Source organism: Bradyrhizobium arachidis, from assembly GCF_024758505.1.
GTDB lineage: Bacteria > Pseudomonadota > Alphaproteobacteria > Rhizobiales > Xanthobacteraceae > Bradyrhizobium > Bradyrhizobium manausense_C.
This window is the reverse complement of the sequence record NZ_CP077970.1, coordinates 2,842,029-2,856,377: the sequence shown is the minus strand read 5'-3', so window position 1 is coordinate 2,856,377 and position 14,349 is coordinate 2,842,029. Positions and strand designations below refer to the sequence as shown.

At 61.7% G+C, this 14,349-nt stretch carries 12 protein-coding genes; 1 reads left to right on the top strand and 11 read right to left on the bottom strand.

Translation table 11 applies throughout. The features are described from left to right. Nucleotides 1-41 precede the first annotated feature (41 nt). From KUF59_RS12695 to KUF59_RS12645, 11 genes are all read right to left on the bottom strand, one after another. Nucleotides 42-1,211, bottom strand: a complete 1,170-nt coding sequence (locus tag KUF59_RS12695; protein WP_258770006.1) for an alanine racemase — start codon at nt 1,209-1,211, stop codon at nt 42-44. A gap of 26 nt (nt 1,212-1,237) precedes the next feature. Further along, entirely contained in the window at nt 1,238-2,113 is an 876-nt protein-coding gene (locus KUF59_RS12690; RefSeq protein WP_212457107.1) for a GNAT family N-acetyltransferase, read from the bottom strand. A 232-nt stretch (nt 2,114-2,345) separates the two neighbouring features. After that, nucleotides 2,346-3,374, bottom strand: coding sequence for an L-threonine 3-dehydrogenase (gene tdh / locus KUF59_RS12685; RefSeq protein WP_212457108.1), 1,029 nt, complete (start codon nt 3,372-3,374; stop codon nt 2,346-2,348). A gap of 19 nt (nt 3,375-3,393) precedes the next feature. After that, the gene (locus KUF59_RS12680; RefSeq protein WP_212457109.1) at nt 3,394-4,596 is read right to left on the bottom strand and encodes a glycine C-acetyltransferase; all 1,203 of its coding nucleotides are present in this window, start codon (nt 4,594-4,596) and stop codon (nt 3,394-3,396) included. A gap of 34 nt (nt 4,597-4,630) precedes the next feature. Further along, nucleotides 4,631-5,581: a homoserine kinase gene (locus tag KUF59_RS12675; RefSeq protein ID WP_212457110.1), complete on the bottom strand. Its 951-nt coding sequence runs from the start codon at nt 5,579-5,581 to the stop codon at nt 4,631-4,633. 26 nt (nt 5,582-5,607) lie between these two features. After that, nucleotides 5,608-7,029, bottom strand: a complete 1,422-nt coding sequence (gene thrC / locus KUF59_RS12670) for a threonine synthase (protein WP_212457111.1) — start codon at nt 7,027-7,029, stop codon at nt 5,608-5,610. Nucleotides 7,030-7,082: 53 nt separating this feature from the next. Further along, nucleotides 7,083-8,393 (bottom strand): NAD(P)/FAD-dependent oxidoreductase, encoded by a 1,311-nt coding sequence (locus KUF59_RS12665; protein WP_212457112.1) that lies wholly within the window; start codon nt 8,391-8,393, stop codon nt 7,083-7,085. 55 nt (nt 8,394-8,448) lie between these two features. Next, complete coding sequence (locus tag KUF59_RS12660) at nt 8,449-9,327, bottom strand: ABC transporter permease (RefSeq protein ID WP_258769517.1); 879 nt, start codon at nt 9,325-9,327, stop codon at nt 8,449-8,451. Between the two features lie 38 nt (nt 9,328-9,365). Continuing rightward, complete coding sequence (locus tag KUF59_RS12655) at nt 9,366-10,316, bottom strand: ABC transporter permease (RefSeq protein ID WP_212457114.1); 951 nt, start codon at nt 10,314-10,316, stop codon at nt 9,366-9,368. A 61-nt stretch (nt 10,317-10,377) separates the two neighbouring features. Next, nucleotides 10,378-12,048 carry a peptide ABC transporter substrate-binding protein gene (locus KUF59_RS12650; RefSeq protein ID WP_212457115.1) on the bottom strand — a complete coding sequence of 557 codons (1,671 nt, stop codon included), beginning with the start codon at nt 12,046-12,048 and terminating at the stop codon, nt 10,378-10,380. After that, nucleotides 12,045-13,736, bottom strand: a complete 1,692-nt coding sequence (locus KUF59_RS12645; RefSeq protein ID WP_258769516.1) for a dipeptide ABC transporter ATP-binding protein — start codon at nt 13,734-13,736, stop codon at nt 12,045-12,047. Before KUF59_RS12645 ends, KUF59_RS12650 begins: the two co-directional genes overlap by 4 nt. A 227-nt stretch (nt 13,737-13,963) precedes the next feature. On the opposite strand from KUF59_RS12645, the gene KUF59_RS12640 reads away from it, so the two are divergent. Further along, nucleotides 13,964-14,185: a hypothetical protein gene (locus KUF59_RS12640; RefSeq protein ID WP_258769515.1), complete on the top strand. Its 222-nt coding sequence runs from the start codon at nt 13,964-13,966 to the stop codon at nt 14,183-14,185. The last annotated feature ends 164 nt before the right edge of the window (nt 14,186-14,349 follow it).

Here is a 14,349-nt window from a genome sequence, read left to right as displayed (position 1 = left end):
TCAGCGGCAGGAACCAGGGGGCCGGGAATGTCCGGCCAGCCCTACCAGCCGCGCATCCGGGGCCATCGGGCGTGAATCGCGTCGCTGCTGGCGGAGACGACGTTGTACAACTCGTGTTGCGCCGCCGTCGCACAGGCGTGATTGGGGACAATCCTGACCTTCGCGCCGATCGGAAGATTGGGCAAAGCGTGCGCCGACCCGGGCCTGATGGCGAGGATCCCGTGCTCCTGGCTTGCTTGAGAGACGATCAGGTCGGGATAGATCTTGCCGGCCACGTCGCAGACCAGACCGTATCCCTGGTCGACCCGCTGCGCCGCGGTGCCGCGATCGCGCGACAGCGCCATCCACCCTGCGTCGACCAAAATCCAGCCCTTCTCGGGTTTCGTGCCGATCACGGTGGCGAGCACCGAGATGGCGATGTCGTCGGTCGTGCAGACACCGACGCCGTGCATGACCAGATCGAAGAACATGTAGACGCCGGCGCGCATTTCCGTGACGCCGGTCAGATCATCGGCGAAATGTGCGGTCGGCGTCGAGCCGACGCTGACGACAGGACATTCATGGCCGGCCGCACGCAATGTCGTTGCGGCGGCGACGGCCACGGTGCGTTCGTTCTCCGCAGCTGCGACAAGGGCCGCCGGCATACTGAGGCTGTAGGATTCGCCGGCATGGGTGAGAACGCCGGTAAGCTTGACGCCGGCCTCGGCCAGGGCTGTCGCGACGACCAGGAGCTTGGGATCGGTCCCGGTCAGCCCGCCGCGATGACTGTCGCAGTCGATCTCGATGAAGGCGGACGGTATCACACCAGCGGCACGACCAGCCGCGCCAAGCATGGCGGCCTGCTCAGGCGAATCCAGCAGCACCTTGATATCGATGCCCGCTTTCCTCAGGCGCATCGCCCTCGCGGCGGTGTGAGGTGCAAGTCCCACGGCATAGGTGATGTCCCGGAAGCCATGCTGCGCGAAGTACTCCGCCTCCGCCAGGGTTGAGACAGTGATTGGTCCCGCCCCCGATGGATAGGCGCGTTGGGCGACGTCAATGGATTTCGCCGTCTTCATATGAGGACGCAGCACGACGCCCTGCTCGGCCATGCGGGAGGACAGACGGGCGAGATTGCAATCGAGCCGATTCTTGTCGAGCAGCAGGGCCGGCGTTGCCAATGTGCCGATCGTTGCGGCCGCCTCGCCGTTCTGGTGATCCGTCCCGCTCATCTCCTCGCGTAGCACGTCGATGTCTCCTAGCCGAAAGACTGGTTGGGTATCGCAAAGACGCGCGCAGGTCCGCTCGATGGTGCCGGCGTTCCCAAGATCATGGTGGTGGCATCGCCGACCTGCTCGAGGCCGATGCCTTCAAGCCACTCCCCGAGTTGCGACGTTGCAGAAGTGTCGATGCGGACAAAAACACTGCCGAGGCGTGCGAGCGCAGCCTCGATCAGCGCGCGTGCTTCGGCCGGGCTTTCGGCTACGACAGGCCCGATGACGTGCCCGCGGCCGAAAAGACGAGAGATGGCGTAGCCGCGGGCTGTGCCGTCACGCTGCAGGATATAGCCATCACCGCTCTGGACGAGCCGATCCAGCATCCGCCGCCTCTCCAGACCCGTAGCCTCGCGATCGAGCCGCGCGATTGCCTCGAAGTCCGATGCAGCCATTGACCTGACGAGGCTCGATCGCTGTGCCCCGCAGTCCTCGCTTGGAATTCCCTGATGCTGGTGGATGACCCCGATCGGCACGAAGCCGCGGCGCCGGTAAAGCATGATGCCTTCGGCCGTCGAATTCAGTGCAACGGTTCGTGGGCGCGCGGACGTCAGCAAGGCATCCATGAGCTGGGCCCCATAGCCGCGGCCCTGGGCAGCCTTTGCGACGATGATCATCCCGGCGGAAGCGTGAGTCTCGCCGTACGGCCACCACGCCGCCGTCCCAATCACCACTCCGTCGTGCTGCAGAACAAAGCCATGGCCCAAGTGCAGCGCGACATCCCAATCCTCGATCCGATACGGCCAGGACATCTCTTGGGAGAGCTTCAGGGCGCCTTCCAGATGCGCTCTGGCGAAAGGAACCAGCACCGCGGGCTCATTGTCGCGTGCTGCGGCCTGGTGAGCTGCGGTCGTCATCATGTGTCAAGGTCTCTTGATCGTGGTACCGGCCCAATCGCCAGTGCCTGGCGGGGGAGGGCCATCTGATGAACCCCATCCGCTGCAGGGTAGGTTGTGCCCGACGGCATTACGCAATCGGACTGCTGCAAAGTTCAGCATAGAATTTCATTGTTGGTATCCTGGAGCGGCCAATCTGCTGTCAGGGGCCGGCGCGCCACAAAGGCGTTCGAACGGGTCGTCAGAAGAGGCGCATTCACGCTTTCCAGTCCAGAACGATCTTGCCGCAATTGCCACTCCGCATGATCTCAAATCCGGTCTTGAACTCCGCGGCAGGCAGGCGGTGGGTGATGATCTTTCGGATGTCGAGACCGCTTTCGAGCATTGCGAGCATCTTGTGCCAGGTCTCGAACATCTCTCGACCGTAGATGCCCTTGACGGTAAGCATCTTGAAGACAAGCTTGGTCCAGTCGACTGTCGCGGGCCGAGCGGGGATGCCGAGCATGGCAATCTTGCCGCCCATCACCAGATTTTCGACCAATTGATCGAAGGCAGCGGGAGCACCACTCATCTCGAGCCCCACATCGAAGCCTTCCTTCATGCCCAGCCGCTGCGTCACAGACCGAAGATCTTCCCTTGTCACGTCGACGGGAACAACGTCAGCAACATCCGAAGCCAATGCCAAGCGGCGCGGATTGACATCGGTGATCACGACGTGCCGCGCACCGACATGTCGGGCAACTGCAGCGCTCATGATGCCAATGGGACCTGCCCCGGTGATGAGCACATCCTCACCCACGAGGTCGAACGACAACGCGGTGTGGACGGCGTTGCCGAGCGGATCGAGGATGGCCCCGATCTCGTCGTCGATGGCGTCAGGCAGCGGCACGACATTAAAGGCGGGCAAACGCAAATATTCGGCAAAAGCTCCGGGAATATTGACACCGATGCCCTTGGTTTCAGGATCCAGGTGAAACCGCCCTCCCCGCGCAGCGCGGCTGCTCATGCCGACAACATGGCCCTCACCCGAAACGCGCTGCCCAATCGCGAATTTCGTGACGTTCGCGCCGACTTCGGCGATCTCGCCTGCATACTCGTGACCGACGACCATCGGGACGGGGACGGTCCGTTGCGCCCACTCATCCCAAGCGTAGATATGGATATCCGTGCCGCAGATCCCGGTCTTGTTGATCTTGATGAGAACGTCATCCGGCCCGATCTGCGGGATTCCCCGTTCACCGAGCCAGAGCCCGGGTTCGGCGGCTGCTTTGACAAGAGCTTTCATGAGAGCACCTTTGTAACCATCAAATCACGCCAAGCGCTTTGCCCGCGTCGGCGAAGGCCTCGACGGCCAGTTCAACGTCCTCTTCGGTCAGGGCGGCGGACATCTGTGTCCTGATCCGCGCCTTTCCTTTGGGGACGACGGGATAGAAGAACGCGGCGACGTAGATGCCGCGCTCATCCAGCGCGGCTGCCATGTCCTGCGCCAAGCGCGCGTCGTGCAGCATGACTGGAATGATTGGCGTCTCTCCCGCAAGGAGTTCGAATCCAGCCTTCTCCAAGCCCGACCGGAAGCGCCGCGTATGCGCAGCAAGAAGCTGCCGCCGGTCATCGGCTGTTTCCGCGATCTGGATCGCCTTAATCGATCCCGCAGCCACTGCCGGAGCGAGGCTGTTGGAGAAGAGATATGGACGCGCTCGCTGTCGAAGCAGATCAACAATGGGTTGCGACGCCGCAACAAAGCCGCCCATCGCGCCACCCAGGCTCTTGCCGAGCGTTCCCGTGACGATATCGACCTGCCCGCTTGTGCCTGTCAGCGTCGGCGTGCCGCGGCCGGCTTCGCCGATATGACCGGTGGCATGGCAGTCATCGACCATGACGGCGGCGCCGTACCTCTCGGCCAAGGCGCAAATGGCGGGGAGCTTGGCCACGTATCCGTCCATCGAGAACACGCCGTCTGTGGCGATCAATTTGAACCGGGCTCCGTCCCTGTTCGCCTCCTTGAGCCGATCCTCGAGCTCGTTCATGTCGCCGTTGGCGAAGCGGTATCGCCTCGCCTTGCAAAGGCGCACGCCGTCGATAATCGAAGCGTGATTGAGAGAATCAGAAATGATGGCGTCGTCGGCCTCCAGAAGCGGCTCGAAGACCCCGCCATTGGCATCGAAGCAGGCCACGAACAGGATGGCGTCATCCTTGTCCAGATAGCGAGCGATCGTGCGCTCGAGTTCGCGGTGCAGGGTTTGCGTACCGCAGATGAAGCGCACGGATGCCATGCCAAACCCGAACTCATCCAGACCTCGCTTTGCGGCTGCGATGATTTCGGGATGATCGGCGAGGCCCAGATAGTTGTTGGCGCAAAGATTGACGAGTTCACGCTCGGACGAGTGCGAAACGACGCGGATGCGGCCCGCCTGCGCGCCAGTGATCATCCGCTCGTGCTTGTAGAGGCCCTCCGCTTGGATCTGCGAAAGAAGCTCGCGAATTCGGCCTTCTAGGGTCGGCGCCATCGTACCCCCATCCTCGCTGCCGCAAATTGGACGATCATGACAATGCGAACTCTCCCCGGAGCATGAGCAAGATGCGCTCGAAGTGGCTGGGATCATGTGGTTTGAGGAGCGCAGCCTGCCGAGGCAGGTGCACATCCCAGAGACGCGACAGCCAAAACCGGAATGCCGCTGCGCGCTGCATCGCAGGAAGCAGCTTGTGTTCGGAGGAAGTCAGCGGCCGGGCGCTCTCATAAGCACCCAGGAAAGCGGCGGCTCGCTCGACATTGTGGCGGCGGGTGAGGCCATCGACGCACCAGTCGTTGAGGCACACCGCTATATCGAACAGAAGCGTGTCGCATCCGGCAAAATAGAAATCAATGACGCCGGACAGGCGCTCCCTCTCGAACAACACGTTGTCGCGGAACAGATCGGCATGGATCGGCCCCTTGGGGAGTTGCCTGTAGTCCGACGACAAAGCGAGCTCGTTCTGAAAGCTCAATTCAGTCGAGAGCAGCAAGCGCTGTCGGGCGGATACGCAGCGGCCGAGCACCGACACGACCTCGTTCCACCATTGAAGGCCGCGCGGATTGGCCTGTTGTCGTGGGTAATCGCTCCCGGCCAGGTGCAGGCGCGCCAGGCACTCCCCGACGGAACTGCAATGCGCGGCCGCAGGTTCCGCCTCGCTTGCACCAGGAAGCCTGTTGACGACCACCGCGGGCCGCTCCCTCAGAGGGTGAAGGATCACGCCATGTGCGTCGGCAACCGGATCCGGCACGGGCATATTCCGCGCCGCAAGATGCTTCATGAAGTGCAGGTAAAACGGCAGTTGCTCGAATGTGAGGCGCTCGAACATGGTGAGCACATAACTCTCGCCATCCGTATCCACGAAATAGTTCGTGTTCTCAATTCCACTGGTGACGCCGCGAACGGAACGAGGCGCGCCAAGACCCAGTCCTCGAAAGAACGCGGCGACCTCGTTGAATGACAACTCGGTAAAAACAGCCATGGCGCAGCAGTTCCCGGTTCAGCCGCTTAGTGGGTCTGCGCAATGCGCGCGATGTAGTTCTTGACTGCCTGTGCATCCGCAGGAAGCGCCTCGACCCGTTTCGGCAAGTCTTCGATGCCATCGAAACGCGCTGGACGATCCGGCTCGCGGCCCAACGCTTCCCTGATCGTCGCAGCGAATTTGATCGGCAGGGCAGTTTCGAGCACGATCATCGGCTCCCCGGGGGAGCCGTGCATATGCGCGACCGTCACACCATCTGCAGTGTGCGGGTCGATCATGGTGTCGTAGCGCCCCCACGTATCACGGATCGTCGCCAGCCTATCGGCATGGGTGCTCCTGCCGCTGCGGAAGCCGAAGCGGGCTGCCGCATCGGCGAAGCAGGGATCTCCACTTAGATCGAAGGCCCCTCGTTCCCTGAGTTGATCCTCAAACAGCAGTTTGGTCCGACCAGCGTCTCGACCGAGCAGGTCGAACACGAAACGCTCGAGATTGGAGGCCTTGGAAATGTCCATGGAGGGGCTCGATGTTTCAAGCGTGTCGGTTCGGCTTCGCACGCGATAGATGCCGGTCCGGAAAAACTCGTCGAGCACGTCGTTCTCGTTGGTCGCAAGGACGAGGCGGGATATCGGTAATCCCATCATCCGCGCGACATGACCAGCGCAGATGTTCCCGAAGTTTCCTGACGGCACGGTGAAGCTTGCACCTGCCGACCGCCGCTCGGTCGCCTGTAGATACCCATAAAAGTAATAGACGACCTGCGCCAGCAGCCTCGCCCAATTGATCGAATTAACCGCACCGATCCTGTATCGCTGCTTGAATTCCAGATCGCTGGATACACGTTTGACGATATCCTGGCAGTTGTCGAACACACCATCGATCGTGATGTTATGGATGTTGCTGTCCTGGAGGCTGAACATCTGAGCTTGCTGAAAGGCGCTCATCCTCCCGCGGGGCGACAACATGAAGACCCGCACCCCTCTCTTGCCGCGCATGGCGTATTCGGCCGCGCTCCCGGTGTCGCCACTGGTCGCGCCCAGAATGTTCAAGTCCTCATGCCGGCGCGCCAACTCGTACTCGAGCAGATTGCCGAGCAGCTGCATGGCCATGTCTTTGAACGCCAGCGTGGGACCGTTCGACAATTCCTGGAGGTGAAGTCCCTTCCCGAGCTGTCGCAGCGGCGCAATCTTGGGGCTTCCAAAGACCTCCGGAGTGTAGGTCTTTTCACAGATGGCTTTCAGGTCGGCGGAGGGAATATCGCCGATGTAGAGCGACAGAACCTCGAAGGCCAGGCTCGGGTAGGACAAGGCACGCCACGCATCCAGCGTCGCGTCGTCCACACGAGGGTAGGTCTCGGGTACGTACAGCCCGCCATCCGGGGCGAGGCCTTCAAGCAATGTCTCGCAAAATTGCTTTCGACCTGAGTGGCCCCGCGTGGAGACGTAGTGCATCGATGCTCTTCTTTCGAGAGGCGGCAGTGCCGCTGGTTTATGCTGCCGACCCTTCAGCGGCTGGCCCGCCACTGCGCGATCCGGTCACGCATCCGGTAGCCCTGAATGAAGGCGGGCATGAACCAGGGATTGCCTCGATAGAACGGGATGAATGCCGGAGGTCTGAAGTCAAAGGCCGTGCGTGCCCGCTCCTCATGCCCCATGAGCTTGTGGGCTGCACGCATCCCGACCCAGGGCGCCCAGACCACGCCCGAGCCGCAAAAGCCGGTGGCGTAGACGATGCCGTCCTTCTCGAAGATGCGCGGAATCATGTCGCGGTTCATCGCGACATTGCCGAACCAGCTGTGTGAGAGGCGAACGCTCTCCAGTTCCGGAAACAAATTGACCAGGCCCTTGCGGAGAAGCAGCTTCGGAGCGATGGGATCGCCGACGCGGGAGCTGTCACGGCCACCCAGCAAGATGCGCCTGCCGTCGGGTGACGGCCGGTAATAGAACCCAACCTCCCGGTTCTCGGTGATCATCATGCCCTTCGGCATAAGCCGCATCATGACCTCGGAGGCGAGTTCCTCGGTCGCAATGATCCGGCTCCGGACCGGGACCAGCCTGCGGCGCAGGAAGGGCACGGCACCATCCGTGTAACCGTTGGTACAAACCAGCACCTGACCTGCCCGCACAGGACCGGCCGCGGTGACGACGCGGAATCCGGCGCCATCTCTTTCGATCGAGATCACGGGCGTCCGGGCGTGGACCGCCAATCCCGAAGCGAGCGCGACCCGCAGCAGTTCGGCGTGGAATTTGGCCGGGTGCAGTCCGCCGATATCCATCCGAACCGAGCCGCCGCGATAGACATCCGTACCGATGTACTTGCGCTGCTCGGCATAAGGAACCGCATAAGCCTCGATCCCCAGTTTCTTCGCGAGCCTCTCCGCAGTACGCGCCATGGCTTCGTATTGCTCATAGCCGAAGGCGCCCTTGAACTGCCCCACCGGCTGGAAGTCGCAGGCGAGCCCTTCCGTCTTGATGAAATCGTACAGGAACTCGCGAGCGGCCTTGCCTTCCGCCTCGATCGCCAGCGCCTTCTCTTCACCGAACCGCCGCGTGAGCGCAGCGTAATCCGGACGAATGGTTCCGCTAGTGATTCCGCCGTTGCGAGTCGAGGCCCCTTCACCCGGATCCATCGCATCAAAGGCAACAACCGAGCGCCCCTCGCGCGCGAGCACCAGACCAGCGGAAAGTCCGGCATAGCCCGCGCCCACGATCAGCACGTCGAGCTTCTTGGGCAAGGGTTGCGGAGGCGGCGGCTTCAGCGGGGCGGCTTCCCACCAGTAGGGCGTCGCCTTCTCGTCTACTCTGGGCCCATGCATGGCGTTTGCTTCTCTTATGTCTTGTCGTGCTCAGCCGAGGCTTGGCTCGAGCTGGTCAGATGTGGTCATTTCGAACGTCGAGGGCATCTCGCAAGCCATCGCCGATGAAGTTGAAGCTCGTCACTGCAATCGTAATCGCGGCGCCGGGAATGATGGCGAGCCATGGAGCGCTCGCCAGATACTGCTGGGCTCCGTTGAGCATGTTGCCCCAGCTCGGCAGTGGCGGCTGGATCCCGTAGCCGAGGAAGCTGATATAGGCTTCCAGAAGGATCGCGCGGGCGACCGCCAGGCTTGCGGCGACGATGATCGGGCCCATGGCATTGGGCAGGATCTCGCGGAACATGATATGCCGGCGGCTCAGCCCCACCATGCGGGCAGCCTGGACAAACTCGCGCTCGCGCAGTGAGCGGACCTCGGCTTCGACGATTCTGGCGGTCTCCATCCAGCTCGTGGCGGCAATGATGACGGTGATCATCACCGGGCTCGGCCGCAGCAGCGCGGCCAGCGCCAGCACGAGGAAGATCGAGGGATAGGAAAGGAAGCCGTCCACCGTGCGCATCAGTGCCGCCCCGACCCAACCACCGCGATAGCCCGCCGTCACGCCGATCATGGTTCCGATCAGCGTCGATAGCAGCATCGCGGAGAATCCCACCAGCAGCGATACGCGCCCGGCCACCAATAGCCGCGCGGCCAAGTCACGTCCCAGAGGATCGGTGCCGAGATAGTGGTGACCGCTGAGAGGCGGAGCAAAGCGGGCGCGCAGATCGATCTGGAGCGTGTCATAGGGCAAGGCATAGGGGCCGAGGACGCACGCCAACACAAGCAGGGTGATCATCGCGATTCCGACAAGTGCCAGATGATGGCGCATGAAGCGCGCCACCGCACGGCTGTGCCACCAGCGGCTAGGAGCTGCGTGCACGACGATGGCGGTCATATCTGCTGCCTCCTGATAACAAGGGTGAGCCGGTGGGCTCAGCCCAGCCGAATGCGCGGATCCACGGTAGCGATGACGATGTCTGCGATCAGGTTGCCCAGCACGACCAATATGGCCGAGAAGATCAACAGTCCCATCACCATCGGATAGTCACTGTAGCCGAGGCTGTCGAGAAACAGCCGCCCCATTCCCGGCCAGGTGAAGACCGTCTCGGTCACTAGTGCGCCGGTCAGAATGCTGGGCAATTGCATCCCGGCGAGGGTGATCATCGGCAACAGTGCATTGCCGACGACGTGCTTCAGCAGGATACGACGCTCGCTCACGCCCTTGGCGCGGGCGGTCTTGACGAAATCCTGACTGAGCGCGTCGAGCGTCGCCGTGCGCATGTAGCGGCTCCAGACGGCGACATGAACCAACGACAGCACCAGGCTCGGCAGGATCAAATGGTGCAGATAATCCAGCACCGAGCCGTCGCCAATCGTGTACATGTTACCTGCAGGAACCCACCCGAGCTTCAGCGTGAAGATATAGATGCCGATGAGGCCGAACCAGAAGGTCGGGACCGACAGGGCAACCATGGCGCCGACGGTCGCGCAGTAGTCAAACAGGGAATAGCGGTGGGTGGCGCCGCGGATTCCGATCCAGGCACCGACCGCAATCGCAAATGCGGTGGACGTACCCATCAGCAGCAGCGTCGCCAGCAGATGTCGACCAATCACCGACAGCACGGCAGAGCCATCGCGGAAGGAGTGCCCCCAGTCGCCCCGAATTAGCCGCCAGGCCCAATCGAGATATTGAATCCAGAGCGGCCGGTTGAGCCCCAGCTGCGCTGCAAGTCGCTCAACATCCTTCTGCGTCATGCCGGGATCGAGACCGAATTGCGCGAGAGGCCCGCCCGGCATGAAGTTGAGAACCGTGAAGCCGATGATCGAGACGATCACCAGCAGCACGATGCTCTGCGAGAGACGATTGAGCAGGAAGGCGGACATCCGAGACCTCCGTTAGCGTGACTATGCCGTTCGCCGTCCTTCAAGGTTCGGCGGCAGGACATCAGCTCGCCCAGTACCAGGCCAGCGCATTCCAGGATTCCGTGCGCGTATTCCCGTTCGGCACGAAGCCGTTGATCCCTTTCTTGAGACCTTCGACCGCATTGCTCTGGTACAACGGAAGGAAAGGCAGGTCGCGACGAACAAGTTCCTGGACACGAGAGTAGATCGCGCGCCGGGCTTCAGGATCGAAAGTGCGCGCGCCCTTGTCGAGCAGGGCGTCGACCTCCGGATTTGCATACTGCGCATTGTTCGAGCCGCGACCGCCCTTCACTCCGATCGAGCGCGAGTGTATGCGATTGGTGACATCCGGATCGGCGCCGATCAGGTACGAGCTGCCGACGATCACGGAATCGAATTGCGATTGCATCCAGAACTCGCCCCACATCACGGCGGCGGGCAAGTTCGATATCTTCATCTCGACGCCTAGCTGAGCAAACGTCTGCTGCAGGAACTGCTGCACCTGTTCGCGGAGGGGATCGCCGGACGTGGTCGAATTGGTAAAGGACAGACGAACGCCATTCTTGGTGCGAATGCCGTCGCCACCCGGCGCCCAGCCGGCCTGATCGAGTATCTTGCGCGCGCGATTCAGGTCGAATTGGTGCAGCGGCAGATTGGCGTTGAAGAAGAAGGACTGCCGCGGCATGAAGGTCTCCGTCGGCGTCGGCACGCCGTAGTAGAGCCCCTGGATAATCGCCTCCTTGTCGATCGCCGCATAAAGCGCCTCGCGGACCGCAAGTTCCTTGAACTGCGGGCGCTCGAGGTTCAGGTAGAAGGATTCGAACGAGGCCCTCGGAACCAGCGTCACCACGCGGTTCGGCAGGGTCTTGGCTTCGCCATAGTGATCGGGAGTGATGTAGGGCTGACCCACGAGATCGATGTCGCCGCTCTTGAACTGGGTGTAGAGGACGGTGAGATCGGGAATGTATTTGAAGACCAGCCGCTCGATATGAGGGCCTTCACCGAAATATTCGGTGTTGGCCACGAGTTCGAGATGATCACCAGCAACCCGCTTGCCCCACTTGAACGCGCCGGTGCCGACCGGCGCCTGGTTGAAGGCGGCGGTGTTCGGATTGGCCTCTTTCTCGAGGATGTGCTTGGGCACGATGAAGGTTTCGGTCAAGAACGACAAATAGGGCGCAAAGGCCTCTTCCATTCGCCACGAGATCTCCGTAGGCGAGACCACCGTGATGTCGCGCACGAGAGAATGGCCGGACGTGCGCCAACTCCGGAAGTTGGGATTCGTGATCAGTTCGAGCGTGAACTTCACGTCCTCGGCGCTGAAAGGCTTGCCGTCGTGCCAGCGGACATCGTCGCGCAAGCGAATGCGCCATTTGAGACCGTCTTCCGAAATGCCGCCGTTCTTCTGGTTCGGCACTTCCACGGCCAGGTTGGGCTGAATGACGCCTTGAGGATCGATGCGGAAGAGCGCGTCGAAAACCGAGAAATGCACGCCATCGTCGACTTCAATGTGGACCATCAGCGGATTGAAGACGGTCGGCTCCTGTCCAAGCCCGACGATCACGCGGCCTGTTGGCTTTGCCGAGGAGGTGCGAGCATAGGCGGGCTTGCCCAAGAGATTGGGCGCGAAGAGGCCGGCGGCTCCGCCAATTGCCACCATGCGCAGGGTATCGCGCCGCGAGTAGGTCGATGTCGTCGCAGAACGCTTGGTCATAACGTCTCTCCTTGCCTGTGGTGTTCGACGCGGCTATCATCTTGAGGCAGGCCGCCTGGCTGCTCGCCGGGGATCGCTGCCACCAGTTCACGCGTGTAGCTGGATTTCGGGTCGATGAAGATCTGGGACGGCGGTCCGCGTTCAACGATCTGTCCGCGATGCATGACGGCAATCTCATCGCAGATCTGGCTTGCGACGCGCAGATCATGGGTGATGAAGATCCTCGAGACGCCCGTCTCGCGATGAATCTGATCCAGCAGCTTCAGAATCTGGGCCTGGATGGATACGTCGAGCGCAGAGACCGCTTCGTCGGCAATCAGCAGCTTTGGCTTGAACATGAGCGCCCGCGCGATACCAATGCGCTGGCGCTGCCCGCCGGAAAACTCGTGGGGATAGCGATCAAAAGCTCCTGCGTCCAAGCCGACGTGAGACAGAAGCTCCCGCGCCCGCTCGGCGGCCTCGCTGTAGGGCATTCCATGCGCGACCGGGCCGACCGTGAGAATGTGCCCTACCGTCGACCGGGGATTGAGCGAGGCAAAAGGATCCTGAAAGATCATCTGGATTTTCGGCCGAAGCGAGCGAAACTCGGTTTCGGAAAGTCGGGCAATGTCGCGGCCTTCGAACAGGATCGAGCCGCCGTCGCCCTCCATGAGCTTGATCAGCAGCCGGCCAAGCGACGATTTGCCCGAGCCGCTTTCCCCGACAACGCCAAGCGTGCGTCCCGAGGTGAGGTCGAACGTGACGCCATTCACCGCAGGCACGATGCGCTGCGTACCGAAAAGCGCGCTGCCGCTGCGATAGGTCTTGGCGAGACCTTCAACCTTCAGGATAGAAATCTCTTCCGCAGTTTCCAGCGGAATGCGGTTTTTGCCGGTCAGATGCGGCACAGCCGCGATCAGGCGGCGCGTATAGAGATGATTGGGCGACGTCAGAATCTGCTCTGCAGTGCCCTGCTCGACGCATTGACCTTTCTCCATCACCACGACGGAATCGGCAATCTCCGCCACGACGCCGAAGTCATGGGTGATGAACATGACGCTCATCCCCTTGCGCCGCTGGATATCGCGGATCAATTGGAGGATCTGAGCCTGGGTGGTCACGTCCAGTGCGGTGGTTGGCTCGTCCGCGATCAGGATCGCAGGCTCAAGCGCAAGAGCCATGGCAATCATGACCCGCTGCCGCTGTCCGCCCGACAGGCGGAATGGATACTGGTGATACATGAGCTGAGGATCAGGCAGCCCCACTTCAACGAACAGATCCATGGCCCGGCTGCGACGGGAGGCGAGCGTGCCAACATCGTGCGCCGCCATCACCTCCTCGATCTGCGCCCCCACGGTCATCAGCGGGTTGAGCGCCGAGAGAGGGTCTTGAAAGATCATCGAAACGACGCGGCCGCGCAGGCTGCGGAGCTTGTCGGACGAGAGGCCCACCATGTTCGTCCCATCCAGGTGGATCGCACCCGAAGAGACCCGGATCGCTTTCGGTAGAAGCCCCATGATCGCATTCGCGGTGACCGACTTGCCCGATCCGGACTCCCCGATGATACAGAGAATCTGTCCGCGTTTCAGATCGAAGGAGATGTTCTCGACGGCGTAGGCCCGCTCCATTCCTTCCGGCAGACTCACGGTCAACTCGCGCACCGACAGCGCGACATCGTCAGAGCTTGCCACCTGGATGCCAGAGGCCATGCGAGCATCCTCCATTTTCAAGCCAGTGCCGTCATCTTGCTGCGGCCGGCGCCTTCGGCTCCTTGCGCCTCCACGCTCCTTCGACAGGTCAATAATTCGCCGCTCAACTTGCCATTCCTTCGTTGGAGGCTGCGACATGATTCAGGCCTCTTCGCGCAAGAAGCAAGAGCTGTTGCTCAGAGCGCAGTGCCCACCTGATCGGCGATCTCGATCGAAGCGAAGCTCAGATGGCATCCGCGTCATGGCTTGATCGCTTCCGCGAAGGCCTGCTCCTGGACACGGCTCATGCAAGTTGCCTCTATGGACTTTGGCCGATCGATCGGTTGGTTCTGCCGATCTTGACGATTTCAATCACCCCGGAGTCGCCGAAAGCCGGCATCGAAGCAGCAGGAACTTCTGAAAACGAAGTCCGATTTGGCATTTCAATCTGCGAGGCAAGGCCTGCCTAGGCGCTTGCCATAAGGCGCGCCTTGGATTGCAGGAGCACGTGAATCGGTCTCGCCGCCGGCAAGCTGCGGCGCAAGCAAAGTATTTTGCGCAATATATGCCTGTGTCAAAGGCAGTAAACCGCAGGATATTCGGTCTCATGGCGAAAGTCCGCGGGGCCTGCCGC